The sequence below is a fragment of the Thalassotalea sp. G2M2-11 genome (assembly GCF_017168195.1).
In the GTDB taxonomy this organism is placed as follows: domain Bacteria; phylum Pseudomonadota; class Gammaproteobacteria; order Enterobacterales; family Alteromonadaceae; genus Thalassotalea_E.
On the sequence record NZ_JADNYL010000002.1, the window covers coordinates 319,249 to 344,983 of the forward strand.

Annotated in this window: 22 protein-coding genes; 4 read left to right on the top strand and 18 right to left on the bottom strand. The window is 40.3% G+C overall.

Features of this window, described 5'->3' with window-relative positions; all coding sequences use genetic code 11:
- Nucleotides 1-322 precede the first annotated feature (322 nt).
- Both IV514_RS07290 and IV514_RS17685 read left to right on the top strand, forming a co-directional pair.
- Nucleotides 323-3,787 (top strand): S8 family serine peptidase, encoded by a 3,465-nt coding sequence (locus IV514_RS07290; protein ID WP_206484298.1) that lies wholly within the window; start codon nucleotides 323-325, stop codon nucleotides 3,785-3,787.
- A gap of 131 nt (nucleotides 3,788-3,918) precedes the next feature.
- A complete protein-coding gene (locus tag IV514_RS17685; protein WP_206484299.1) occupies nucleotides 3,919-4,914 on the top strand; it encodes a proprotein convertase P-domain-containing protein in 996 nt (331 codons plus the stop codon).
- Between the two features lie 90 nt (nucleotides 4,915-5,004).
- On the opposite strand, the gene IV514_RS07300 is transcribed toward IV514_RS17685, so the two are convergent.
- The 6 genes from IV514_RS07300 to IV514_RS07325 form a co-directional block, all read right to left on the bottom strand.
- The gene (locus IV514_RS07300) at nucleotides 5,005-5,802 is read right to left on the bottom strand and encodes a hypothetical protein (protein WP_206484300.1); all 798 of its coding nucleotides are present in this window, start codon (nucleotides 5,800-5,802) and stop codon (nucleotides 5,005-5,007) included.
- Nucleotides 5,803-5,973: 171 nt separating this feature from the next.
- Nucleotides 5,974-6,753, bottom strand: coding sequence for a 3-deoxy-manno-octulosonate cytidylyltransferase (kdsB, locus tag IV514_RS07305; RefSeq protein ID WP_206484301.1), 780 nt, complete (start codon nucleotides 6,751-6,753; stop codon nucleotides 5,974-5,976).
- Between the two features lie 15 nt (nucleotides 6,754-6,768).
- Entirely contained in the window at nucleotides 6,769-6,954 is a 186-nt protein-coding gene (locus tag IV514_RS07310) for a Trm112 family protein (RefSeq protein WP_206484302.1), read from the bottom strand.
- Between the two features lie 13 nt (nucleotides 6,955-6,967).
- Nucleotides 6,968-7,990 (bottom strand): tetraacyldisaccharide 4'-kinase, encoded by a 1,023-nt coding sequence (lpxK, locus tag IV514_RS07315; protein ID WP_206484303.1) that lies wholly within the window; start codon nucleotides 7,988-7,990, stop codon nucleotides 6,968-6,970.
- Nucleotides 7,991-7,998: 8 nt separating this feature from the next.
- Nucleotides 7,999-9,696, bottom strand: coding sequence for a lipid A export permease/ATP-binding protein MsbA (gene msbA / locus IV514_RS07320; RefSeq protein WP_241242298.1), 1,698 nt, complete (start codon nucleotides 9,694-9,696; stop codon nucleotides 7,999-8,001).
- 209 nt (nucleotides 9,697-9,905) lie between these two features.
- Nucleotides 9,906-12,266, bottom strand: coding sequence for a DNA internalization-related competence protein ComEC/Rec2 (locus tag IV514_RS07325; RefSeq protein ID WP_346776902.1), 2,361 nt, complete (start codon nucleotides 12,264-12,266; stop codon nucleotides 9,906-9,908).
- 28 nt (nucleotides 12,267-12,294) lie between these two features.
- On the opposite strand from IV514_RS07325, the gene IV514_RS07330 reads away from it, so the two are divergent.
- Nucleotides 12,295-12,807, top strand: a complete 513-nt coding sequence (locus tag IV514_RS07330) for a DUF2062 domain-containing protein (protein ID WP_206484306.1) — start codon at nucleotides 12,295-12,297, stop codon at nucleotides 12,805-12,807.
- Nucleotides 12,808-12,827: 20 nt separating this feature from the next.
- On the opposite strand, the gene IV514_RS07335 is transcribed toward IV514_RS07330, so the two are convergent.
- The 11 genes from IV514_RS07335 to IV514_RS07385 form a co-directional block, all read right to left on the bottom strand.
- Nucleotides 12,828-14,066, bottom strand: coding sequence for a cyclopropane-fatty-acyl-phospholipid synthase family protein (locus IV514_RS07335; protein WP_346776903.1), 1,239 nt, complete (start codon nucleotides 14,064-14,066; stop codon nucleotides 12,828-12,830).
- A 10-nt stretch (nucleotides 14,067-14,076) separates the two neighbouring features.
- Entirely contained in the window at nucleotides 14,077-14,886 is an 810-nt protein-coding gene (locus tag IV514_RS07340) for a DUF1365 domain-containing protein (protein WP_206484307.1), read from the bottom strand.
- Nucleotides 14,883-16,154, bottom strand: a complete 1,272-nt coding sequence (locus IV514_RS07345) for an FAD-dependent oxidoreductase (protein ID WP_206484308.1) — start codon at nucleotides 16,152-16,154, stop codon at nucleotides 14,883-14,885. Before IV514_RS07345 ends, IV514_RS07340 begins: the two co-directional genes overlap by 4 nt.
- The gene (locus IV514_RS07350) at nucleotides 16,151-16,912 is read right to left on the bottom strand and encodes an SDR family NAD(P)-dependent oxidoreductase (protein ID WP_241242244.1); all 762 of its coding nucleotides are present in this window, start codon (nucleotides 16,910-16,912) and stop codon (nucleotides 16,151-16,153) included. Before IV514_RS07350 ends, IV514_RS07345 begins: the two co-directional genes overlap by 4 nt.
- Nucleotides 16,912-17,403: a nuclear transport factor 2 family protein gene (locus IV514_RS07355; RefSeq protein WP_206484309.1), complete on the bottom strand. Its 492-nt coding sequence runs from the start codon at nucleotides 17,401-17,403 to the stop codon at nucleotides 16,912-16,914. The genes IV514_RS07350 and IV514_RS07355 overlap by 1 nt, the downstream gene beginning before the upstream one ends.
- A gap of 47 nt (nucleotides 17,404-17,450) precedes the next feature.
- Nucleotides 17,451-18,809, bottom strand: a complete 1,359-nt coding sequence (gene phrB / locus IV514_RS07360; RefSeq protein WP_206484310.1) for a deoxyribodipyrimidine photo-lyase — start codon at nucleotides 18,807-18,809, stop codon at nucleotides 17,451-17,453.
- Between the two features lie 47 nt (nucleotides 18,810-18,856).
- Nucleotides 18,857-19,810, bottom strand: coding sequence for a DUF523 and DUF1722 domain-containing protein (locus IV514_RS07365; protein ID WP_206484311.1), 954 nt, complete (start codon nucleotides 19,808-19,810; stop codon nucleotides 18,857-18,859).
- A gap of 12 nt (nucleotides 19,811-19,822) precedes the next feature.
- A complete protein-coding gene (locus IV514_RS07370) occupies nucleotides 19,823-20,509 on the bottom strand; it encodes a ChrR family anti-sigma-E factor (protein ID WP_206484312.1) in 687 nt (228 codons plus the stop codon).
- Nucleotides 20,502-21,080 (bottom strand): sigma-70 family RNA polymerase sigma factor, encoded by a 579-nt coding sequence (locus IV514_RS07375; protein WP_241242245.1) that lies wholly within the window; start codon nucleotides 21,078-21,080, stop codon nucleotides 20,502-20,504. Before IV514_RS07375 ends, IV514_RS07370 begins: the two co-directional genes overlap by 8 nt.
- A gap of 126 nt (nucleotides 21,081-21,206) precedes the next feature.
- Nucleotides 21,207-21,830, bottom strand: a complete 624-nt coding sequence (locus tag IV514_RS07380; RefSeq protein WP_206484314.1) for an LON peptidase substrate-binding domain-containing protein — start codon at nucleotides 21,828-21,830, stop codon at nucleotides 21,207-21,209.
- A 95-nt stretch (nucleotides 21,831-21,925) separates the two neighbouring features.
- A complete protein-coding gene (locus tag IV514_RS07385) occupies nucleotides 21,926-24,082 on the bottom strand; it encodes a fasciclin domain-containing protein (protein ID WP_206485275.1) in 2,157 nt (718 codons plus the stop codon).
- A 177-nt stretch (nucleotides 24,083-24,259) separates the two neighbouring features.
- On the opposite strand from IV514_RS07385, the gene IV514_RS07390 reads away from it, so the two are divergent.
- Nucleotides 24,260-25,174, top strand: a complete 915-nt coding sequence (locus IV514_RS07390; protein WP_206484315.1) for a TIGR01777 family oxidoreductase — start codon at nucleotides 24,260-24,262, stop codon at nucleotides 25,172-25,174.
- A 5-nt stretch (nucleotides 25,175-25,179) separates the two neighbouring features.
- Here IV514_RS07390 and IV514_RS07395 read toward each other — a convergent pair whose 3' ends face one another.
- Nucleotides 25,180-25,734 (bottom strand): DUF3833 domain-containing protein, encoded by a 555-nt coding sequence (locus IV514_RS07395; protein ID WP_206484316.1) that lies wholly within the window; start codon nucleotides 25,732-25,734, stop codon nucleotides 25,180-25,182.
- Nucleotide 25,735 lies beyond the last annotated feature (1 nt).

The window sequence follows — 25,735 nt, forward strand, 5'->3', positions numbered from 1 at the left end:
TATTTCCCCTCCCTTAGAATAAATTATCTCAAAATTTTCCAATAACACCGATAAAACTTACAAATACATACATTAAAGATAGAAAGACCGCTCTCGAGATGTAATTTATTTTCCATATTTTTCAATAGATAACAACTAATACCCCATATAATCACAAACTTTTATTAACTTTTTGTGACATTTTAATTGATCGAAGATACATTTAAGTATATAAATATATACAATCACATACAAAAGTGTGATTGTGCGACTTACAGGGAAAATGAAGTGGGTGGTACAACAGAACGAATGATAACTAAATCCGACAACAACAGGAGATCAGATGATGAAAACACCCAAAATATCATCTTCCAAAGTAATAAATACCTTGATAGGTACTACGTTTGTAGCAAGTTTAAGCCCTATCGCTTTAGCCATGACTCAACAAACAGCTCCCGCGTATGATAAACAATCAGTCATCGTAAAATTTAAACAACATGTGTCTAAAAACGATCGCCAGTCTTTAACACGTAATCTTGGTGTCTCTTTTAAAGATAAAAACAATGATGGTGTTGATGACCGTCTACGTAATATCGCAAACGGTCGTCTTGCCGTACTAAAGTTAAAAGAAGGACGTCACGTGGAAAACGTCCTAGCTAGCTTAAAAAATCATCCATTAATCGAGTACGCTGAACCAAACTACCTTGTTAATCACACCTCAGTACCAGATGACACAAACTATGCAAATTTATATGGCATGAAAAAAATCGCAGCCGAAGCGGCATGGGATTACACAGTAGGTGATGCGTCTGTTGTTGTTGGTGTAATTGATACTGGGTTTGATTTCTCTCACCCAGATCTTGCCGCAAACATTTGGCGCAACCCAAATGAAATCGCCGGAAATGGTATTGATGATGACGGTAACGGCTATATTGATGATATCCATGGTATTTCTGCCATCAATGACGATGGTAATCCTTATGATACAGCACAACATGGTACTCACGTTTCAGGCACTATAGGTGCAGAAGGTAACAACTCCATGGGCGTTGTTGGAGTTAACTGGCGAACCAGTATGGTTGGTTGTAGCTTCCTAGGCTCACAGGGTGGAACCACCGATGACGGTATCCAATGTATTGATTACATGATTGGTCTAAAAAATGCCGGCAACAATATTCGCGTGTTAAATAACAGTTGGGGAGGCGGTGGTTTCTCGCAAGCCCTAAAAGACGCTATCAGTGCAGCAAACAATGCAGATCTGCTTTTTGTCGCTGCAGCAGGTAATGACGGTTCCGATATCGATGCAGGTGGCTTCTATCCCGCAGGTTATGATGTCCCTAACGTAGTTGCTGTTGCCTCTACCGACAGCGAAGATAACCTTTCTGGTTTCTCAAACTTTGGCGATCAACTAGTACACCTAGCAGCGCCTGGTTCATTTGTATTATCAACAGTCCCTGGGGGATATGACACCTTCAGTGGAACCTCAATGGCAACACCACATGTAGCGGGTGCAGCAGCACTCATGTTATCGGGTAACCCTAATTTAACAACCGCTCAAATCAAAAGCATATTAATGAACACGGGTGATACCTTACCAGTTCTAGAAAATAAAACTATCTCAGGGAAACGCTTAAATGTATTCAATGCCCTTGCAGATTCAGGTGGCACAGGTCCATCATTTTTCATGGACGCCACCCCAGCAATAGCAACCATCAACCAAGGCGAAAGCCAAGATTATGCCATTGATCTATCCGCCGCGGGAGGTTTTACTGGCAGTGCCATGTTAAGTGTTACGGGTAATCCAACTCTTAATGCAGATATTGTCTTCAGCCAAAATCCTGTGAGTGCTGATACGTCAACCACCATGACGATTAATACAACAACTGAAACGTTAGCAGGCAGCTATGCCCTAACGGTAGAAGCAACTGATGGTACCATTACTAAAACGCTTCCTTTGACCTTACGCGTCTGGCCTCAAGGTTCAGTGACCACAACATTCAGTAATACAGAATCAATTTTGATTGCTGATAACAGTCCAGAAACCCCAGCGCAAAGCAAGATCAATGTTGAACATGATATGATTGTCACTGAAGTCAGCGTAGATATTGACATTAGCCACGATAATATCAGTGACTTGGTAATATCACTTGTTTCGCCTAGTGGTGAAAAAGTCGTATTACGCGATCGTGAAGGGCAAGCTGGTACTCGTATGCAAGAGACATACACCACTTACGCATATGAATTAGACAATGCTTTAGGTGAGTGGACGCTAGAAGTTGCTGATCATGTAAACAATAATGCAGGTGTATTAAATAGCTGGTCATTAAACCTATCAGGTGCTCCAGCTAATCCTACTGACTTTATACCAAATGTTAAAATTGCATCACCGATGAACAATTCAGCGTTCCTTAATGGCGAAACTATCAGCTTTAGTGCATCGGCAAACGATACCGAAGACGGTGATTTAACCAGTAAAATAGTCTGGACTTCTAATATCGACGGTGTCATTGGTAACGGAGCCTCATTTACTCACTCAACTCTGTCGGTCGGTGATCATGTAGTATCAGCATCTGTCACTGATTCTGCAGGCCAACAGAATACTCAAACAATTGAATTTTCTGTCGCTGAAGCTAACACTTCGGTTAATGGTGCAAACAACACCGCAATTGCTCTTCCTGAGTGGGGTGGTCGTGTATACACTGAGATCGACCTAGCTACAGGTGTCGCTATTGATTCATTGGAAGTGAGTGTCAATATCTCATTTGATTCAGTGCAATACTTAAACGTCTGGCTGCAATCACCACAAGGAACACTAGTTAAACTAGTGACTTGGCGTCAGTTCTGGAACAAAGACTTAGTACACACTTTTACTCCTGTTGAATTTGCAGGCGAGTCAACTAAAGGCAAGTGGCGTTTATACGCAGAAGACACCTCTAGCTATACCATGAATGGTGTACTTAACAACTGGAGTATTGCGGCTTCTAACGGTGACGTTATTTTGCCACCACCAGCGGAAAATGTTGCACCAGTAGTCACAATCAATGCCCCAACAAGTGGCACTAATTTTAACCTAGGTGATAGCATTACTTTCGACGCGACAGCAACTGATGAAGAAGACGGTGATGTTAGCGCAAGCTTAGCATGGTACTCAAACTTTGACGGTAAAATAGGCGCTGGTCCATTATTTAGCACCGACAAGTTAAGCGCAGGCACACACACTATCACAGTCGTTGCTCATGACTCAGCTGATGCGTTCGATCAAAAGCAGATCCAAGTGATCATTGAAGATGTGCCAGCAAATGAAGCGCCTGTTGCAAACTTTAGCGTCTCAGTAACAAACCTTGACGTGCAATTTACCGACTTAAGTGGTGACAGTGATGGTGCGATCACAAGCTGGTTATGGGATTTTGGTGATGGTGAAAGCTCTACCTTAGCAAACCCTAGCCATAGCTATCTAACGGCTGGTGAATACAATGTCACTTTAACAGTTACCGATGACGATGCGAGCACACATAGCATTAGTCAACTGGTTACTGTAACGGAACCTGTTATCGATCTACAAGGTAGTGCCCAAAGCCGAAGCGGACGTGTGGTCACTGAGCTAGAGTGGATTACAGCAAGTAAAATGTCAGTCGATATTTATCGCAACGGCACCTTAATTGATTCAGGTGTTCGTAAAGATAGCTATACCGATCGTTTTCAGTCAACAGAAACAAGCTTTGTTTATCAAGTGTGTGAAGCTGGAACAAGTACTTGCTCAAACGAAGTCACAATTGTACCCACGGTGAAAACTAAAGGTAATAAGTAAAACCTAAAAGATGAAGGCTCTATTTGGAGCCTTCTTTTTATAATTTATCCTGCTTTTATCAACCGAGTACTGAGAGAAGAGTTTCCACTCACAGATCAGATATAAGCTGAAGCAATATCGAGAACAACATTGTGGGTAATCCATTAACAATATTATATTTGCCAGTGATAGCTTTATTAATACACCAAAGCATTTACTTTCAATATACCGCGAATAGGCTCAACCCAAACCATGTAGGTATTGAAAACCATGTATTATTTAAACAATTGAGTGACACAGCCAATAAAGCACATCACTTAATCAACGCAAACTACTCAAACGGTAGAGATAAGCCAAATTATTCCGTTGATCCAATTGATAGCTTAGTTCGCAGGGATCTTTGCCCTCAATCACAACAGATATTAACCAATCAACAAGAAAATTCAGCCAAGTTTACCTTAAATACCAGCACCAAGAATCAAACAATTAATGCTGGCGAAACAATACAATATGACTTTAGCAGCAAATCAAAACAAGGTTTTAAAGGTGCTCTGCAATTGTCTGTTGTGTCATCATTACCTCAGGTAGCCCTATCAAAAAATCAAATAATTGCGGGAGAAAGCTTTACCATTGACGTTCCTACACGAATTACTACGCAGCCTGGCAATTACGTATTTACGGTAACAGCAACAAATGCCGAGCAATTACAACAATTCACCGTAAACCTTGAAGTACTTCCAGAAAAAGTAAAATTATTTACTATAAGCAATAAAGAAGTAATAAAAATTTCTGATAATGATAACTCAGGTATACAAAGTAGTATTTTTGTTCCTTATCACGTTAAGATTTTCAGTTTAGATATTGCTGTGGCTATAAATCACAGTTGGCCTTCAGATTTAACAATGAATCTAATTTCTCCATCAGGACATAAGTACAAATTACAAAATACTGGTAACGATTCTACAAACACTGTTTTTCAACACTTCCCTATAGATAATGTCAAAGGGATTAATGCCTACGGAACCTGGAAATTAGATGTTATCGATAATGCCTCTGGTAATATTGGCAAACTAAATCAATGGCGAATCAACCTAAGAGGCTCTTCATTGAATGAAAAGCCTCCTCACCTGATAAAATTACGAGAATAATGCTTAACTTCCCAACAACCTCTAAACAAAAAATAAGGGAGTGAATATTCACTCCCTAACCAGATTACACCACTTGTTATAATAAATAATTTAGTGACCAATCGCCCAAGTTACATGGGTTAAGTGGCGAATACCATTATGATCAATACGAACAAATGTTTCAGCATTACCCCTTCGGCCTAGTGACATCCCCCAACCAACATCATTGTTTGCTCCAGCTTTGTTACAACCTTTACCTGGCGGTGCATTACATACACCACCATCTCCGCCGCCACCAGAGCCAGCAGTATAACTGTCATAACTATCGATATGACTACCATATATTGTCTCTAATTGCTCATAATCATGTGTATTAGGAATAGGAGTAGGTGGATCTTGATAATCCATACAAGAATCTAATGAGGTATTATTAAAGTTTTCATCTTGATGACCTAAGCCAACATTATGACCAAGCTCTTGACAGGTTACACTCTGCTTCCAGTTAGCATTATTATAATAGCTCGTTGAAAAGTAAGTATCATTGAGCTTAGTATAACCCGTGATAATATGCCCATTCGCATCAATAGAAATTCCTGCGATACCTAACCAACCGGTTTGACCATAAGCTAAATTACAAATTCTAATTTTGCCTTCAGGTGATTTACACTGCCGTCTAACTTTTTTAGCCGTGGACCCTGAAGTGTCCTCAACCATATTCAGCACTAATGAGGCTGACCAGTCACCTGTGGCTTGTGTCACATAATCATCCCAGTCACCTGTCGTACTATTGATAATAATTAAATCAAAAGAACTTGTTGTTCTTGCCCAGTGATAATCTGCCCAGGAATGCTCAGCATTGCTCGTCCATGAAAACAGTAATATGCTAACTAGTGCTGTTATCTTTTTCATACTTCCCCCTTTAGCTATCAAACATGACCACGCCTCGTAAGCGCAATTAAATAAGTATAGTCGAGGATAGAGGATTTGCTGATTTGTTCGAATGATAAGACATAATCAATCCGCAAGTGATAGTTTACAGTTTATCACTTGCAATCGATAACAGTTTGAAACGATAAGAGATTAAATACTTTTAGCGAAAGCTCTCGCTTTGGCTAAATCTTCAGGCGTATCAACCCCTTCTACTGGCAAACGCGTTTTTGCCACATCCACATGGATCTTCTCACCCTGCCATAACACGCGCAATTGCTCTAACGATTCAACTTGCTCAAGCTCACTGGCAGGCCAGCTAACATAGTCTTTAATAAAACCGGCACGATACGCATAAATGCCAATATGGCGCAGGTAAAAATCACCAATATGCTGATCGTCATGATTATCGAGAAAACGAGTTCGATCATAAGGGATCGTCGCGCGAGAAAAATACAAAGCGTAACCATTCTTGTCGCACAATACCTTTACCGCATTCGGATTAAATGCTTCTTCCACATCGCTGATCGCCACCGCTAAGGTCGACATTCGTGCTTGTTGCTGGTTGGTACGCTGTTGATTAGCCAAATTTCTTGCCACTTGGCTAATATTCTCTGGTGGGATAAAAGGTTCATCTCCTTGAACATTCACAATAATTTGGTCATCGTCAAATTGATATTGCTCCATCACTTCAGCAAGGCGTTCGGTACCTGATTGATGATCTGCGCGTGTTTGACAAACCTCTCCGCCAAAATCAGTCACAACTTGCGCCACCTGCTGATTATCGGTAGCAACAATCACCTTCTCGGCGCCACTTTTGATCGCTTTTTCCACCACCCATTGGATCATGGGTTTGCCTTCAATATCAGCTAACACTTTTCCGGGTAAGCGAGAGGATTCATAACGCGCAGGGATGACCACAATAAATGACATAATTAACTTCCTAATTTAAGCCCGTTCTTCTTCAGAAATACGACGAGCTTCACCTTCTAATAACACCGGAATATCATCCACAATGGCAAAAGCTAAGCGGTCAAAATTACAAATTAATTCATTTTGTTCTTTTTTATAATGTAATTTTCCTTTACATACTGGGCATGCCAATATTTCCATTAATTTTATATCAAAAGCCATGTCTTTCTCTCATTCATTTTTGAAGTAATTGTTTAATATCTGTGACTAACTGTTGGCCGCCATCACCGATAAATTGTGCATCTACTGGTAAATACCACCATGATGATTCAGCAAAAGCCGTGCATTTTACTGCATCTTTTTCTGTCATTAATAACGGGTAATTAGCGCTAATTAAAGGCGCTAACAAGCGCTGATTATACGCTTGATGATCAATAAATCCTTGCGATTTATCAAGCACAAAGCCAAGTTCACACAAATATTGAAAAAATCGCGGCGGATCGCCAATACCAGCCATGGCATTTACTCTCGGGTGTTGAGCAATAAACTCAGCTAACATTTGTTGTTCACCCGTTTTCACATTCACAACTCGCGTAGCAGTTAACAGCATGGTATTAATAGGTTTTACCGTGGAGACATTCAGCGGCTTATCCCCATTAACCACAATACGATCAACCGAGTTCAACCGTGCAGTTGTTTCCCGAAGCGGACCAGCAGGTAACAGCAATCCATTGCCAAATTGGCGCTTACCGTCTACCACCAAAATTTCATAATCTCGCTGAAGTCGATAATGTTGTAAACCATCATCAGAGATGATCAACTGACACCCCTGCGCTATTAACTGCAGCGCAGCAGCAACTCTATCACTGCCAACAATGACAGGCACTTTGGTTCGCTGATAAATTAATACGGGTTCATCACCTGCCTGCTCTGCACTGGTTTGCTCATTGAGTAAATAAGGATAATGCGGTGCTTGCCCGCCATAACCACGGCTTAAGACCCCTACTTTTATCCCTTGTTGGCTAAGCTGCTCTACCAAAAACAGTACCAGCGGCGTTTTACCATTACCACCAACACCAATATTGCCAACAATAACAACTGGGCATGATACTTTAACGGACGACTTAACCCCTAAAGTAAACAAAGCTCGTCTTAATACTGATAACAGCCAAAACACAAGGGATAATGGCGCTAGCAACGGTACAATCAACCATTTAGCCTGATGACGATAAAACCACACTTGTTCAATTAAGCGCATGTTAAACCTTAGCCACCAAATTGAAAGTTATGTAATTGTGCATAAGCACCATCTTGCTCAAGTAACGTGCGATGATCACCTTGTTCAATGATCCGCCCTTGCTCCATCACCACAATGTTATCTGCATTTTCAATGGTTGAAAGGCGATGGGCAATCACAATCGATGTCCGATTTTTTTGCAACTCATTTAACGCTTCCTGAATATGACGTTCAGATTCTGTATCAAGAGCACTGGTTGCTTCATCTAAAATTAAAAAAGGCGCATCACATAATAATGCACGAGCTATTGCTACCCGCTGACGTTGACCGCCTGAAAGTAAAGAACCATTATCACCAATATTTGTTTCCAGCTGCTGTGGCAGCTGTTCTGCAAATTCCATTACGTGGGCTTTAGTCGCCGCAGCGATAATTTCTTCTTGGCTAGCATCCGGTTTACCATAAGCGATATTATTCGCCAGCGTATCATTAAACAGCACCACATGTTGTGACACATAGGCAAACTGATTACGTAAGTCTTTCAACTTATATTGGTTTATATCAATTCCATCAACCAATACTCGTCCTGTCGACGCTTGATAAAAACGAAGTAATAATGAACTTGCCGTTGATTTTCCGCTACCTGAGCGGCCAACCAGTGCCACTGTTTCACCCGCATGAATGGTTAAATTAAGATCGGTTAGTGATGGTTTATCATCATTAGGATAGACAAAGCCCACTTGCTCAAAAACAACCTCACCTTTAGCTCGCGAAATAGCAACATCACCGGTATCTTGCTCTTTTTGCTGATCCAGTAATTCAAAAATACTAATTGATGCCGCCATCCCTTTTTGAAATTCACTGTTGACATTGGTCAGCAACTTTAACGGGCGCAGTAACATAGTCATATAAGTGACGACCCCCATAAACACACCAGGGGTTAAGTTTTCAACAAAACCGTCAAGGTTGGCAATATATAACACAAAGGCTAAGGCAAAAGAGGCAATGATTTGAATAATAGGAACACTGGCAGATTTTGTCGCCACCATTTTCATGCGTTGCTGACGGTTGTGTTTATTGATTTGACCAAAACGTTCATTTTCACGTGTTTGACCGTCAAAGCTTAATACCACTTTATGACCATTAAAAGTTTGCTCTGCGGCTTTTGTTACCTCTCCCATGGCATTTTGAATATTTTTACTTACTTTTCTAAAGCGTCGCGATACCACAGTGACAATAATGGCAATTACCGGCGTGATCACTAAGAAAATCGATGATAATTCCCAACTTTGCCAAAACATTAACACCAATAAACCAATCACAAACGCACCTTGCTGTACTAAAGTTAACAAGGATTTACTGGTGGCTTGTAATACTTGTTCAGTATCAAAGGTTAACTTAGAGATTAAGGTCCCTGTAGAGGTTCTGTCATGAAAAGCAACAGGCATCGCCATCACATGTTCAAATATGCTTTGCCTTAAATCCGCCACGACATTATTACCCACCCAAGCAAGACAATAATTACTTAAAAAATGAAAAATACCGCGCACGATAAAACACACAATGACAAACAGCGGCGCCCAACGCATAAACTCAGGGTTATCACCCGATAGCCCTTCATCAATCAAGGCAGGCAATTTAGAAAGAAAATACACATCTATCGACGCATAGCCCAACATACAAATGACCGCGAAGATTCCCGCTGTTTTGTAAACCTTGGCATAGCCCATTAAACGTTTAAAATTTTGCCAAGTAGTTACTTGCTGAGGAGAACCAACTGCGGTAGTGGCTGCATCTAACTCGATTGTCATTCAGTGCTCATAAAGTTTAAAAATGAATTACTTAGCTATTTTAGCCTGTATTGCCTTAGCAACCAAGCCATGATTTTCTTTTGCGCTCAATTGACGTGATATCCGTTTTTCATAACAATACAGACCGCTTAATTAGCAAACCAAAACGGCCATAATTGTTGGCGAAACGTAGATACTTTAAGCTTGTTATCGACCATATCGATTTGGATCATCCCCTGCTGTGCTGAGTTTAGCGTGGCAATATCATTATTTTCATAGCGCTGAACAACATCAGTCACAGGCATTCGCCAACGATTTAAATAGCCAGCACTAAAAATGGCAAGTTGTGGCGAAACGGCCTGAATAAATGACACTGAAGACGAGCTTTTTGAACCATGGTGCGGCACAACCAGTACATCACTTTTTAGCGATATCGCTTGATCTTTAACTAATAGACGTTCGGTTTGACTCGATATGTCCCCGGTTAATAAGATACTCTGGCTATTATCGGAAATTTTAATCACGCACGAGTCGTCATTATGCTGTGCCAACTTTTGCTGTGGCCATAACATTTCAATCGTCAAAAATTGCCATTTGATCACCTGCCCTTGTAAACAAGGCATTGCATTCTTGCTCTCATTATAAACTAACTGATTAATGGTTAATTGTTGCTGTAACAGTGCTAATCCGCCACTGTGATCGTTATCATCATGACTAATAAAAGCGACATCAATCGCCTGATAACCACGTTGCTTTAAAAAAGGTAACAGCACAGCTTCCGCCATAGAAAAACCTGAAGGAAAACGAGCGCCGGTATCGTACAACAGGACTTGATGATCCGCTTCTACAATCACTGACAACCCCTGCCCTACATCCATGACATAGACCCGCCAATCCTCAGAGGAATTGAAATACACTTTAGTCAAAACGAAAGAAGCAATACCAAAGATCATAAAAAAAATTATATGAAACCTGAGACGATTGACTATAAAAACCGTGACGAATAGCCAGATAATGGCAATCAAAAGCAAGATATAGCTGTTTAAAGACATTGGAAAGACCGTCATAGGGAGTTGCGCTAACCATTCAAACCAATGCCATAGCCATTCAATTGTCAGCTGTGAAATGTTAAAAATAAACACTGCAAGCGTCTGACTCAAAGGCAACACTAACACAGCTAATAAGCTTAGCGGTATGCTGGTTACACTCATCCAAGGTACTGCAACTAAATTTGCTGGTAAGGCTAACCAAGATAACTGATAGTTAATCATTACAGTGATCGGCAACATCAGTACAATCAAAGAGCACTGAAAAGTGATTAACCCTTTTAACCAAGTCAACCATTTATCAGCCCTAGTTTTTGACTGTTGATCTTGTGGATCTCGCCAGGTAAAACGCCACAATAAGAGAAAAATAATAGTGACAGCATAAAAAGACAGCCAAAAGCTGGCACTGAACAAACTATCAGGAAAACACAATGTGACGATAAATACGGTTATCGCTAACCAGCGAGTTAAGCTAAGCTTAATACCACTGAGCTTAGCAAACCAAAACAGTAGTAACATCAATAACGCCCGCATAGTCGGGACTGAAAAGCCCGCCAAATAAGCGTAATAACTGGTGATCACACAAGAGAAAATAATAGCCACTAGCTTATTATTAACCTTGAGCCAATTCGGCTGGCTCCCCTGCTTAGCCATCAAAGTGAATGGCAAGAGCATCAAGATAAGATCAATGACAAAATAGCTAGCAGCAGCCACTAGACCTAAATGTAAACCAGAAATTGCAATAAGATGTTGTGTGGCTGTGAGCGTTAATACTTGCCAATGCTTTTTGGTTAACTGCCCTCGCTCACCAAATGATAAAGCGATCACTAGTGCCGATAAATCATGCGCTGGTAATAATGCGAGTGTTTGATCATATAAGGCTTGTCTTAGCGAACTCTTTTGGTTTAATACTAGGTTATCACCCGAATTAAGCACATAACCCGTAGCATGAATATTGTGACGTCTCAACCAGGTTTGATAGCTAAACCCTCCGCTATTTGCCAAGCCATAGGCCGGCTTAATTCGCACCGTTAATTGCCAAGACTGCTGGTCTTTTACTGGTATTTTTTGTTTAGTTTGCCGATCTGCTTGTTGCCAAGATAACCTAACCTTTATCGGCTCGCTCAGCGGCTTTCCCGCTAACTTTTCAATAGTAAAATTAAAACGCTGACTCGATTCTTTAATTTGAGCAATGCCTGTTACACTACCTTCGATTACAATAGTTTGACTGGCTAACTGATGAAGCCAGTGTTGTTGGTTATCTTGAACCGACTGATAACTGCTTGCTGAGTAAAACATCCAACTCATACCCAAACAAAAAAAGCTCAGAAAACGCGTCTTTGACCACGAAAAACACAATAGAGCGCAAAAAAGCAGTAAAACTGTCGAAAATAAACTTGGCACTATTGGCAAAAATAGTGACAATAGTGCTCCCATAAAAAATGAGATTAACCACCAATCCATAGTGATTGTTTTCCTTAATTAGAGTTTTATGCCCAAAAAAATCTTAAAAAAAATAATGCCCGATCACCACACCGTTAAATCTCATAAACATTTACAGATTTTTGGCGAACTTTTACATAACGGTAACTTATGGCATTTAAATCGTCGTTCCGTGGCAAAAGCCTTTGCCGTAGGATTATTTTTTGCCTTTATTCCTGTACCTTTTCAAATGATTTTATCGGCGGCTGTAGCTATTATAGTACACGCCAATTTACCGCTATCAATTGCGATAGTCTGGATAACTAACCCATTGACTATGCCGGCAATTTTTTATTTTTGTTATCTAGTGGGCACATGGATTTTAGGCGCTTCCGAGAAAGAATTTATGTTTGAGGCCAGTTGGGAATGGGTGGTCAATAGTGTCTCCACCATAGGCCCATCTTTCTTACTCGGGTGTGGTGTATTAGCGGTAACGTTCTCAATTATTGGCTATTTCGGCATCCATACCTTATGGCGTTATTCCGTTTCAAAAGAATGGAAAAAACGCGCACAACGAAAATAACCGCTAAGCTACTGACTAAGCTACTTGCGTGCAAGAATATGAACCGTACTGGTTGCACGCTCTAAAAAAGCGCCTTCGCAGTAGGCAAAATAATATAACCATAAGCGCTTAAATTGACTGTCATAACCTAATTGCGTCAACTCAGGCCAATTTTTTAAGAACGCTTTACGCCAATCAGCCAAAGTCTTAGCGTAATCAAGGCCTATATCGTCCATACGTTCTATCACCATATCGGTATGCTCAGTCAAGCGTGTTGATAGAATATTTACCGAGGGTAAAAAACCGCCCGGAAAAATGTAGCGCTGGATAAAATCAACATTCTTCCGGTAATAGTCAAAACGTTGATCCGCAATAGTAATCGACTGTATTAATAGCTTACCGCCAGATTTTAATCGTGCATTACATTGCTTAAAAAAACTGGGTAAAAACTCGTAGCCAACCGCTTCTATCATCTCAACCGAGACCACCTTATCGAACTCACCGGTGAGTTCTCGATAATCTTTCTTAAGTAAAGTAATTTTATTAGATAAGCCTAAATCTGCTACTCGCTGCTTAGCGTATTGATATTGTGCGTCTGAAATCGTGGTAGTCGTTACCTGACAGCCATAATGTTGAGCAGCATAAATAGCGAGACCTCCCCACCCTGTGCCAATCTCCAATAAATGATCTTTCTCATTTAAAGACAAGCGCTGACAAATAACCTCGAGCTTATGCAGTTGCGCCTCTGCTAAACTTGCATTCTCATCTGGATAAATCGCAGATGAATACATCATTTCTTTATCGAGAAATCGGGTATACAAATCATTCCCCAAGTCATAATGCGCCAAAATATTGCGTTTAGCGCCATGGCGAGTGTTACGATTTTGCCAATGATTAAAAGCATTCTTTAACTTATTTAACCATGGGCGTTGCTGTTCAAGCTGATCAGTCTGTTGCTGTGCCTTCGCAAAAATACGAATAACATTGGTTAAATTTGGGCTGGTCCATTTTTCTGCGATAAAGGCTTCAGCGGCACCTATCGCGCCACCTTTAACAAAATCACGATACACACTGATGTCATGCACCACAATTTTTGCCTGAATTTGTCTATCGTCAGACAATACTGACTGAGTATTGGGAAATATTCGTTGTTCGTTTCCTTCCTGAATGGTTAACTGACCATAATTAAGTTTAGCCAAAATAGAGAAAACCAGCGACTTACATTTTCGGTCAAACCAATGATCGATTTTTGTTGTACTGATATTTGCAAGTTTTTCCACTGAGTGACTCCTATTTCTTTTGAGCTATCGTGCGCTGTTTATTCACCTTTTGGTAAGGAACAAACGGAACTTTTTTTAAAAACAATTTCAGTGCCTGCCAATAAATGGCACCAATAATTTTTACCGTCATCACCGGCTGAGCGAGCCAAAGCTTTACTAAGTTATCTTGAGTAAACGCCTGCTTATTTAGCTTAATGCCAGCAAAAAATACCTTTTCACCCTCAGGGTTATCTTTTGTTGGTTTTCTATTTTCGATGTCAATCCTCAGCTGCTCTGCATGCTCTTTCGGCTCAACAATATGCCAATGATAATTCATCGCTAAATCCATAAAAGGCGAGACATGAAACGCTTTTTCACTCACCAATGAATCGGTTAAATTCACCAGATAATAATGGCGCTGATTCCAAGGTGTATTGCTCACTTCAGCCAACATTTGCTGGCACTTTCCTGTGTGGTCATAGCAAAAATAAAAGTTTGCGGGACTGAAATACAAACCAAAGCATCGCGCTTGCACTAACATCACCACACTTTTTATCTCTGTACTACCACCTAATGATTTTACTTTATTGACAATACGTTGCTTAAGAGCACCTGGTTCACTTTTTAGATAATCTTTTTCAACAAAACGGATCGGACAATACCATTTTGTCCCAAAAGGAAAGCAATGTTTGACTGATTGCTCAAGTTCATCAACCTCCAACGCCAGCATATAAAGCTGATAGCTAAATTGATGTACTTTAGGAGCAAAGCGCTTATGAAAGACACTCCCACGATAGATTTTACTTTTTAATTCAAGATTATCTGTGCAATTAGGCTTCATAAAACTGGGCTTTTTTCTAAGTGACACTCAAAACGTTTAGCAACATCAACGGCACTTCTGACACCATCTTCATGAAAACCGTTATACCAATAAGCACCAGCAAAATGGGTGTGCTGTTTGCCACAAATAACTTCTCGTTGTTGTTGTGCTTGCATCGATTCAACAGAAAAAACCGGGTGATGATAAGTAAATTCACGCAAAATTTTACTAGGGTCAATGGCTTCTTTTTGATTTAACGTGACACAAAAAGTATGGGCCGAAGATAAGCCTTGTAAAATGTTCATGTTATAAGTCACGCTCGCTGGTCGTAAGCGATCGTCACTCAGCTGATAATTCCAACTTGCCCAGGCTTTCTTGCGACGCGGCAATAAAGCAGTATCGGTATGTAACACGACGGAGTTCTCACTGTAAGGCATCGCTGTTAATATTTGTCGTTCTTGCTCACTCGCATCGGTTAATAACGCCAAGGCTTGATCTGAATGACAAGCTAATACCAACTCGTCAAACTCTTGCATAGCACCATCAGCAAAGGTTAATTGCACCTTGTTATTTAACCGCGTGATACTTGTTATTTGCGCTTGAGTATGAATGTTTTTGTTAAATGATGCCGTCAACGGCGATAGATAATTTCTTGAACCACCGGGGATCACATACCACTGCGGGCGATCTTTAATATTTAACAAGCCGTGGTGGTAAAAAAAACGGACGAAAAAATGAAAATCAAAGGCTGACATTTGCGCTAACGAACTCGACCATATCGCCGCCCCCATAGGCAAAATATAATGCTCAGAGAAAAAGGAACTAAATTGATTCGCTTGTAAAAAATCCCCTAAGGTAAAACCTGCTTGAAATTGCCCTAATTCATAAGCCTGTTTACAAAGTTTATTAAAACGCAGTATTTCGCTAATTAAGTGCCAAAACTTGGGACGAAAAAGATTACGACGCTGGGCAAACAAGGTATTGAGGTTATGACCATTGTACTCTAAACCCGTTTGACAATTATGTACCGAAAAGCTCATCTCAGTTTTTTGTTTATCAACACCAAGCTCTGACAATAAACTGAGATAATAAGGGTAAGTTTTATTGTTAAACACTATAAAACCTGTGTCTATGGCGTAACATTGGTTATCTAATTCAACATCAACTGTCGCGGTATGGCCACCTATGGTATCGTTTTTTTCAAACACTGTGACATGGTGTTTTTTCGTTAAAAGATAAGCAGCAGTTAAACCAGCAACTCCGCTACCGATCACAGCAATATTTTTCATAACTTAACATCCTTTAATGCAAATTTTTGCCACAGTGGCTGTGGTAACAGGGCGATTATTTTTAATAGTAAAGTTAACCGTTTAGGAAAGTGTAAATAAGGCTTTTTCAACGCAACGCCTTTAGCAATACGCTGCGCCGCATGATCACTGGAGATCATAAATGGCATATTAAAGTCGTTTTTATCGGTTAATGGTGTTTTTACAAAGCCAGGATGTACTAAGGTGACACTAATGTCGTGAGGCTTTAACGACAAACGCAAAGTATTTGCTAAATAATCAACGCCCGCTTTAGAGCTACCATAAGCTTCAGCTCGCGGAAACGGTAATAAAGTGGCACTTGAGCTGATAAATACCAACTGCCCCTGTCGATTCACCTTAGGTAAAAAATATTCCAATAAAGTTGATAGCGACAATAAATTAACCGTTACTACTTGTTTAAATAATTGACTGTCAAAATATTTCGCATCATCTAAGTAGCGACAATCCCCCGCATTAAGGATCAAAATATCAATATCTGACACTTGCTCGGCAGCATCAGCTAAGGCAACTTCATCGGTGACATCAAAAGCCAAGGTCTGACAATGGGCATATTGCTCTGCTAATTGTGCTAACTGCTCCTTGTTACGCCCACAGGCGATCAGCTGATAACCCGCCTGAGCATAATAATGCGTCAGTGCTAAACCAATGCCAGAAGTGGCGCCAGTGATCATCACTTTTTTAGGCTGTGATAACTGATTAACAGCGTGTTTGGTCGACATTAGCTGTTCATCCGTTGTTTTAGCCAACGTACAATTGGCCCTAAAATGGGCAGCTGCTCATAAAGCATCGCGCCTAAGTCGAAGTAGTCTCGGTGATAAATAACCTTATTATCCATTGCCTTAAGGAGAGAATGTCCTGACACTGTGATAGCAGCACCTTGGTTAAGTTTTGGATGCTGCAATGTCATCTGCCAGTAAACAGCGGCACTATTAGCTTCGGTTATTAGCTGTTCAATCACAAACTCGCAGCTGTCAATATGTTGATAAAGCTTGCTAAAATACAACAACAGATCATCTATACCCGTTAATCGATGTGCGGGATCGATGAAAACAACATTTTGATGATACACATTATTTAACTGTGCCAAATTGTTTGCAGAAAGCGATTGATAAGCTGTGATAAAATTAGCTAACCACCTAGGCTTATCTTGCAATGTTTCAGCAATTGTTGCCTGTTCAACATTATCTGTGACACTTTGATTGTTAGTCATACCTTACCTTATAAAATGACCTCATCGAGGTTGTAAAGATTAACAAACTAGCCTTTAAAAAAAGCAATCGCCCTTTCTCTTGCTGCTTTATGCTCAACGATAGCTGGCCAATATTGATGTTGTTTATCCGCTAAGTAATAATGAGGAAAATGAATATGTTTATTCGGCACATCATTTAACTCCGGTATGTATTTACGTATGAAATCCCCCTTTGGATCAAAGCGTTCACTTTGTCTGATCGGATTAAATACGCGAAAATAAGGTTGTGCATCACATCCGGTACTTGCCGCCCATTGCCAGCCGCCATTATTAGCCGCTAAGTCACCATCGATCAGGTGCTGCATAAAAAATTGTTCACCTAAGCGCCAATCAATCAGTAAATGTTTCGTTAAAAAGCTAGCAACAACCATACGTAAACGATTATGCATCCAGCCAGTTTGTACCAATTGTCTCATGGCGGCATCCACTAAAGGGTAACCTGTTTTACCTTGACACCAAGCTTGATAGGCTTGGCTATCGTCTCGCCAGCGCAAATGATCATATTTTTGATTAAAATTTTGATGCATACATAGCCGAGGGTGAGCATCCAGTAAGTGACGATAAAACTCACGCCAAATTAATTCATTAAGCCAGCTAAAGCGGCTCGAATCACTTGATAATAAGAGATCTGGATAACCTTGTAGTAATAACCTGAGCAAATACCTAGGACTTAACACACCAATGGCTAAATAAGGAGATAAGCCAGAAGTGCCTTTAATCGATGGAATATCTCGCTGATGATGGTAATCTTCAAGTTTATCATCAAGAAACTGAGGGATCACTTGCGCTTCAACTGTATCAACCAAAGGCCATGAGGAAGATAAACTATGCTCTGTCTCTTGGGCTGTATCCCCCAACTGATCATATCGGGCAATATAATCAACCCCATGATCACGCACATAGCTTAACCACGCTTTTTTAAACGGGGTGAACACTTTAAACATCTCACCTGACTGATTAAGCACCCGCCCTTTTGGCACAATCACATCTGATTCAAAGTATTGCAGCTTTAAACCTTGCTTAATTAACTGTTGATCTCGGCGTACTTCATTGATTTCATGCTCACGATTAACCACCAAAGTATCAATGTTATGTTGCTGACAATATTGGCTTAAATGCGCTACTTGTGCTTGATGATCTGCTACTTTATGAATTACGAGTTCGATGCCTAATTGCGCCAGTTGTTTTGTTAACAACTCAAGGTGTCGTTTAATGAAATCGATTTTAATTGCTGACCAATGATAATCTTGCCAAAGCTCATCCAATACATAATAAATCGCTTTATCGGTATTTTTTCTGTGTGTTAAAAAGTATTCGAGCGCACTATTATCATGCACACGAATATCATGACGAAACCATAAAAGCAAAGGGCTGCTCCTTATCGCTAGGTGATGATCATATTGAGTAAAAAGCGCTATAAACCATAGCGCAATTTAAGTTCACTTGGGTAAGGGTCTAAATATACCTGTTGTGCTAAGTAATCTTTTGGATGGGTCAGTAAATAATGCTTGATCAAGGTTAACGGCGCGATTAAAGGGAGTAAGCCTTTGCGATAATCATTGATTTGATGACATAACTCTTGGCGCTGTTCTTTGGTTAAGTATTTTGAAAAATAACCTTGAATATGCGCTAGCGTGTTCGCGTGCATTTTACGCGTTGCTTTTACTTTCAATGCCGCCATCAGCCCAGCAATATACTGCTTAGCCATGTCTTCCAACGACAAGTCAGCACGAGCAAGTAAACGCCCCAAGTGTTTATAAGCCACTAAATCATGACTCATGACCGTGTATTTGTACTGACTATGAAATGTCATTAATTTATGCTTAGTTAACCCTTGTTCATTTAGTGCTTGCCATTTTCGATAAGCATAGACTCGAGCAACAAAGTTTTCTCTTAATACGGCATCATTAAGTCTGCCATTTTCTTCACAAGGCAATAAAGGATTAGCCTCCATCACAGCTTGTGCAAAAGCACCAACGCCAGTAGCAGGTAAGGCATCACCTTCAGTTGAATACACTTTCACCCGTTCCATGCCACAGCTTGGGCTTTTCGCACAAAAAATAAAGCCACTGAATTTTTTAGCCAGCTTTGCTATTTTTTCACCATAAGCAGTTAATGCATCGGTAACATCTCCAGTGCCATCGGGTCGACAAACTTTAATCACATCATCCTGCTTAACCTGTCTAATAGTTGGACGTGGAATAGGTAAACCAACCGCCACTTCTGGACAAAACGATTGATAAGTCACATGTTGACCAAATTCATTGATGCAAAAGTTTGAAGGTTTATTACTGGCATCAAATCGCACTTTTTCACCCACTAAACAAGCACTAATGCCGATAATAATATCTTTTTTATCCAGACTCATAAGTGAATACCTCTAATAGATGAATGAACCAATAGGATTGAGTAACCGATTGATCCCTTGAGTAAAGTGTAATGAATCATTAACAACGGTATAACAAAGACATCCTTGCGCTGATACTGGGTTATGGTGATGATTACCATCAAGCATAATAAAATCCCCAGGGTGATACTCACCTTGTTCATCTGAAAAACTACCGGCAAGTAGCACCGTTAATTCAAAGCCATTGTGTGTATGATGAGGCACACCACCACCTGGCTCTATATGTAATAAACTGGTATGTATTTCACCTTCATCTAGTTGAACTCTCGCACGAGCGAGTTTACCTAAATTCATGGTGCTTGCCATGGGCATATTGGCTAACGCTCTTGGTAGCTGATAGTTATTACCTTTAAACGTAACCGAAACAACTTCAGGTGGTTTCGCAGGAACTGCAGGTTCCATTTCAGTAATACCGTCAATCATTTGCTCGATATCTAACGCTTGCAACGCGGCTATATCATCTTGATCATTAACCGAAAATTGATGCAGAAATGACGACTCAAAGCTTGTTTCTGCCACTTGCTCGGTCAATTGGGCAATTTTTTTCTGACAATGGCTGCACATGTCGGCATGTATAGCTACACCAGCAGCTAGTGATGCCGGCAATTCACCTTCGACAAAAGATTGTAATAACTCAAATTTAGGGTGATGTTTAATCATTTTCGCCTCCTAACTGCAACTTGAGTTTGGCTAATGCCAATCGTAGACGAGATTTTATGGTACCTAGTGGTAAATTAAGATGCTGTGCTAATTGCTCTTGTGACATTTCTAAGAAATAAAACCCTTTAACCACCTGCTGCTGATTGTCAGGTAAGCTGTCTATTTGTTCCAACAAATGATTACTTTGTAAATGATCATCAAACACTTCGTCATCGGTTGCTGCTTTTTCAGATAAAGGCCAAATATCATCACTGAAATGATCCTCTTTATTTGACTTAATCTTTCTTAACATATCAAAGCTAACATTACGCATCACGGTGTATACCCATGTCGTCGCCGCACCTTTACTATCATCGAATAACGCAGCCTTGCGCCATACATTGGTCATCGTTTCCTGTACCACCTCAGCAGCTAATGTTTCGTTATTTAACTTGCTGGTGGCAATACGTAAAATTTTAGGCGCAAAAAAACGAAACAACTTAGCAAATGCTAACTTGTCTTTTTGCTGAGCCACGGCATTGAGCCAATGACACAATTGTGCGTGATCAACATCAGTTAATTTTTCAGTCATACTACTAGATTTAACAGTAGTTGACGGTATTCGCAACTTACAATTGACTACTTGCATATGAATTACCAATTAATCATTCTAAGAAGCAATACGTATCTTTGGTAAAAAAAGATCACATCAAACGAATTAATTTGCATTTAAAATTAACCGAGCAAGCAATTTTTTCGCTTCAACATAACTATTTTTCTCAGCAAACAATTGTTTTACTTGATAATTTATCGGTAACAATTCAACCCAACGAGATACTACCCAACAGGGAGAATTGATAAATTTATTTTGATATAACCCAGATAACTCCTCCTGCTTCTCAAACATTTGCTGTAAAGATGTTGCTAATTGCCGGGTGACTTGATCATGCTTCATGCCAGACCAATGACGAAAAGGTGTCGCATCAGCATAGCGTAACTGCTGTTCATCCGTTGAGATATTGGTCAAATGCACTAAGCTTTGACATTGGACATCAATCGTTAACACACCATCGTTATCTTGATTAAAGTCGATAATATCTACCCAGCTTGCCCATTGATAATCCTCATTATCCCCTTTGCTATTATCATAAACGATAGCAAAACCCTGTTGTTTCATCGCCAAACTGACCATCTTTAGATATTTCGGCTCAAATATACGTAACCGCGTGATACCTTGCGGCAATAGAAAAACTGTTAACGGAAAAAGCGGAATATTCATCATAAAAACATTAAATACATCATGTAAGCTTATACGGGACGTAAGCGTAAACCGATCACCCATGCTTAAAAAAAAGCCTCTCTTTCACCAGAGAGGCAATAAAGTGCGAGCATAGTTATTTTGCTCAACCCATGATGGGTTTATGACATAATTGAGTATTAATGGGTGATCACAGTATCTATGACATGAATGACACCATTGGTTGTATAAATGTCGCTCACCACTACATTAGCACCTTGTACTTGTAACGATACTTGCTCTTGTTTAACTGTCCACCACAAGCCATTGACACCTTGACCATTCATATCACCGACATCACTATCACCGGCGTAGAAATAAAGTGGACGACCTAAATAAGTAGCTTGCATAGTGCCATCATCACGCATCGTCGTAGCCAAACCTGGAATATTATCAACTTCATCATCTGCTACTAACACTGGTGGCCAATTCGTTGCACAATCTGCGTTACAAGTACTTCCCGTTGTGCCTAAATCATTATCAAACACATACAGGGTCATGCCAGCATGGTTTGAATTCATACCACCAATTAACATTTGCATTGTTTTATCATAAGCCACCTCATCGCTGGCATCATTGGTCGTTTCAGTAAAGTTAACAATATTAATACTGACTTGTTCTGGACCTGCAGTATCAAGTATCGCTCCATTAGCAGCGTAAGCTGATAAACTATTGATTTCACTACCTGCGATCACGTGATTAAGTAATACATCGGTTAATGCCGACGTATCAGCAAGCAGTGCGTTTAAAGTATCATCATCAATTTTATCAAACGCCGCATTGGTTGGTGCAAACACGGTAAAGGTTGCACTTTCGTCAGCTAATGTATCGACTAAATCAGCTGCAGTTAACGCAGTTACTAGTGTAGTAAATCTTTCATCCGCATCAGCAACCTCAGCAATAGTCATGGTAGGTTCACCTTTACTTGCAGCAGGCAAAATCACTTGGTCTACCACATGAATAATACCATTATCAGCCATGACATCGGCTGCTGAAACTGCTGATTTATTCACATATAACGTTGAACCAGACAAAGATAAACTTGCCATTTGCTCATTGGTCATGGTCACCATTTTGTTATCAGATTGAGCAATCGTCACTGCAGAATCCTGCATTACTTTGGCATCACTGATGACATGGTAAAGTAAAATGTTGCTTAAGGTCTCAGGATCATCGAGTAACGCATTGATAGTATCATCTCCTAATAATGCAAATGCAGCATCAGTTGGTGCAAATACGGTAAAATCTTTGCTCAAATCGGCTAATACGCTGTCTAAACCCGTTGCTTGTAGGGCAGCAACTAACGTAGTGAAATTACCATTATCAATCGCTACATCGACAATACTCATCGGTGGTGTCGGTACGTCTACGTCACCAACAACTACCATGTCAATCACATGGATCACACCATTGGTAGTATAAATATCTTTCGTGACGATATTAGCACCGCCAAAGGTTAATTTGTCTGTCATGCTATTGATGGCAATATCAATCATCGCACCTGATAACGTTGTTGCTTGTAGGCCATTTAAGGTATACGCAGTCACCGCTGGCACTTCGCCTTCAACCACATGCTGCAACAAGATGTCGGTTAAAACATCAGGGTTTTCAAGCAGTAAGTTAAGGGTTTGCTCACCTATGATGTCAAATGCTGCATCTGTTGGCGCAAACACGGTAAAAGATTTAGACTCATCAGCTAACGCACTGTCTAAGCCAGTCGCTTGTAATGCAGCGACTAAAGTAGTGAAACTACCGGCTGATACTGCGGTATCGACGATATTCATCATCGGCTCGCCTTTCTCAGCTGGTGGTAAAAGCACTGCATCAATCACATGGATGATACCATTATCAGTTTCAATATCAGTCATAGTGACAGTGGCGGTATTAACTAATAAATTATCACCATCTAACGATAAACCAATTGAATCACCATTGACCATTTCAACGGTTTGACCAGCACTGGCAATGGCCGCTTCAGCATTCACTTCACCGCTAATAACATGATAAGTCAGTATATTTGATAAGGTATCGGTATCGGCGAGTAACGCATCAATGGTATCTTGTCCTAACAACGCAAAAGCATCATCGGTGGGCGCAAACACCGTAAACCTAGCATCGGTATCGGCTAAAGTACTATCAAGGCCAGTGGCTTCAAGCGCAGTCACTAAGGTAGTAAAGTTACCATCAGCTGCTGCGGCATCAACTATGGTTACTACAGGCTTTTCTGGAAATACGACATCAGTATCACTATCACTATTACAGGCTTGCAACATAAACAAGCTGGTAATGGTTATCATGGTAGATTTTAATATATTCACTTGTCTGTCCTTTTTTAATAAGTTACAGACAAAGTTACGATTGGCTTTAGTAAAAAGATCATTAAAAAAAGCTAAAAAATTATCTTTTTTTTGCGTGTGATCTAAAGCCACACTAAGCTCGTATATATCATGTTAACTCATTTGATTTGAGGCACTATGAATATACTGATCACAGGTGGTACCGGCGCAATTGGTCGTGCATTAATTGCCACATTAACCCAAGAGTCTAACCAAAGTATTACCGTATTGACTCGCAACATAGAAAATGCGAAAAAGCTGTTAGGTGAACAGCTAGATTACACCTCTACACTGACGCTTGATTTAATTGAACAGCAAGATGTCATCATCAATTTAGCGGGGGAACCGATAGCAGATAGACGCTGGAGCAATTATCAAAAAGAAAAAATTTGTCAAAGCCGTTGGCTACTAACCAAACAACTTTCTGCACTTATTCAGCAAGCGAAGAATCCACCCAATTGTTTTATCTCTGGCAGTGCGATTGGTATGTATGGCAGACAAAATCAGCAGATAATTACCGAATCTTTTACCGATTATCACCCTGAATTTTCTCATCAGCTATGTCAACAATGGGAACAATTAGCGCTATCAGCGAGCAATAACAATAACAATAACCAGCAGCATACTAGAGTATGTTTGCTGCGCACAGGTATCGTACTTAATAAGGGATTTGGCGCCTTAAAACAAATGCTGCCAGCCTTTAAACTTGGGCTGGGTGGCCCAATGGCAAACGGTGAGCAAATCATGTCTTGGATCGATATTGAAGACATGGTTAACGCCATTATATTTATCATTGAACATCCGCAGCTTTATGGGGCGATCAATATGACCGCGCCAACACCAGTGAGTAACAAAGAATTCAGCCAAACGTTAGCGCAAACCCTTCACCGTCCATGCTTGGTCAAGCTGCCAAAATGGTTACTGCAATTACTGTTTGGTGAAATGGCAGATCTACTGATTTATGGACAACATGTTGTCCCGCAAAAACTACTCGATGCCGGATTTACATTTAAGCATAATACTTTAGCTTCTTCATTAGCGGCGCAAACATAAACAGCTTACTCGTTATCTGCGCGCTCACAACGCTGTTGAGGATGTGATTTATCAAAAAACAGCGTGACTTCGGCTAAGGTGACACCAAACTTTTTCATTTTTGTTCGATTAAATACTCGCTGTTGATCTAGTGAGTACATCCAATCATCAAGAAAAAATTTGACTAATTGCCCATCAATTGGCACTTGCAAATAATATTGCCAATGAAAAACGGCACCAAGTTCTTGCCCATAAGCGATGCCAACAACATCTTCAGCGCTCCCTTGATAACGACCATTGGCTTGTTTCACCAGTTGCCAGTTGCGATAACTCACTTCGCCATCATCAAAATAAAAAGTTTCGGCTAACTTACCAACATTATTTTGCCAAGTGCCTGTGATCTCAACACAAAAGCGACGAGTTAATTGATTTTTATAATCTTGCACCATCCCCCAAGCAATTAGCTCACCTGAAAAGTACTCATCAATGTGAAGTTGCGGTGTACTTGCCTGATAATGTTCAATATCGGTACTACATGACATCATCAACCAACAACAACTAACAACAAATAACATCTTCATG

Coding starts and splice junctions, on each gene's coding strand:
- IV514_RS07385 (WP_206485275.1), bottom strand. CDS start 24,082: ATGATAACCATTACCAGCTTGTTTATGTTGCAAGCCTGTAATAGTGAT.
- IV514_RS07290 (WP_206484298.1), top strand. CDS start 323: ATGATGAAAACACCCAAAATATCATCTTCCAAAGTAATAAATACCTTG.
- IV514_RS07395 (WP_206484316.1), bottom strand. CDS start 25,734: ATGAAGATGTTATTTGTTGTTAGTTGTTGTTGGTTGATGATGTCATGT.
- IV514_RS07350 (WP_241242244.1), bottom strand. CDS start 16,912: ATGTCGACCAAACACGCTGTTAATCAGTTATCACAGCCTAAAAAAGTG.
- IV514_RS07300 (WP_206484300.1), bottom strand. CDS start 5,802: ATGAAAAAGATAACAGCACTAGTTAGCATATTACTGTTTTCATGGACG.
- IV514_RS07355 (WP_206484309.1), bottom strand. CDS start 17,403: ATGACTAACAATCAAAGTGTCACAGATAATGTTGAACAGGCAACAATT.
- IV514_RS07370 (WP_206484312.1), bottom strand. CDS start 20,509: ATGATTAAACATCACCCTAAATTTGAGTTATTACAATCTTTTGTCGAA.
- IV514_RS07330 (WP_206484306.1), top strand. CDS start 12,295: ATGCCCAAAAAAATCTTAAAAAAAATAATGCCCGATCACCACACCGTT.
- IV514_RS07340 (WP_206484307.1), bottom strand. CDS start 14,886: ATGAAGCCTAATTGCACAGATAATCTTGAATTAAAAAGTAAAATCTAT.
- kdsB (WP_206484301.1), bottom strand. CDS start 6,753: ATGTCATTTATTGTGGTCATCCCTGCGCGTTATGAATCCTCTCGCTTA.
- msbA (WP_241242298.1), bottom strand. CDS start 9,696: ATGGGCTATGCCAAGGTTTACAAAACAGCGGGAATCTTCGCGGTCATT.
- IV514_RS07345 (WP_206484308.1), bottom strand. CDS start 16,154: ATGAAAAATATTGCTGTGATCGGTAGCGGAGTTGCTGGTTTAACTGCT.
- lpxK (WP_206484303.1), bottom strand. CDS start 7,990: ATGCGCTTAATTGAACAAGTGTGGTTTTATCGTCATCAGGCTAAATGG.
- IV514_RS07380 (WP_206484314.1), bottom strand. CDS start 21,830: ATGGGTGATCGGTTTACGCTTACGTCCCGTATAAGCTTACATGATGTA.
- IV514_RS07375 (WP_241242245.1), bottom strand. CDS start 21,080: ATGACTGAAAAATTAACTGATGTTGATCACGCACAATTGTGTCATTGG.
- IV514_RS07325 (WP_346776902.1), bottom strand. CDS start 12,266: ATGGATTGGTGGTTAATCTCATTTTTTATGGGAGCACTATTGTCACTA.
- IV514_RS07390 (WP_206484315.1), top strand. CDS start 24,260: ATGAATATACTGATCACAGGTGGTACCGGCGCAATTGGTCGTGCATTA.
- IV514_RS07365 (WP_206484311.1), bottom strand. CDS start 19,810: ATGAGTCTGGATAAAAAAGATATTATTATCGGCATTAGTGCTTGTTTA.
- IV514_RS07310 (WP_206484302.1), bottom strand. CDS start 6,954: ATGGCTTTTGATATAAAATTAATGGAAATATTGGCATGCCCAGTATGT.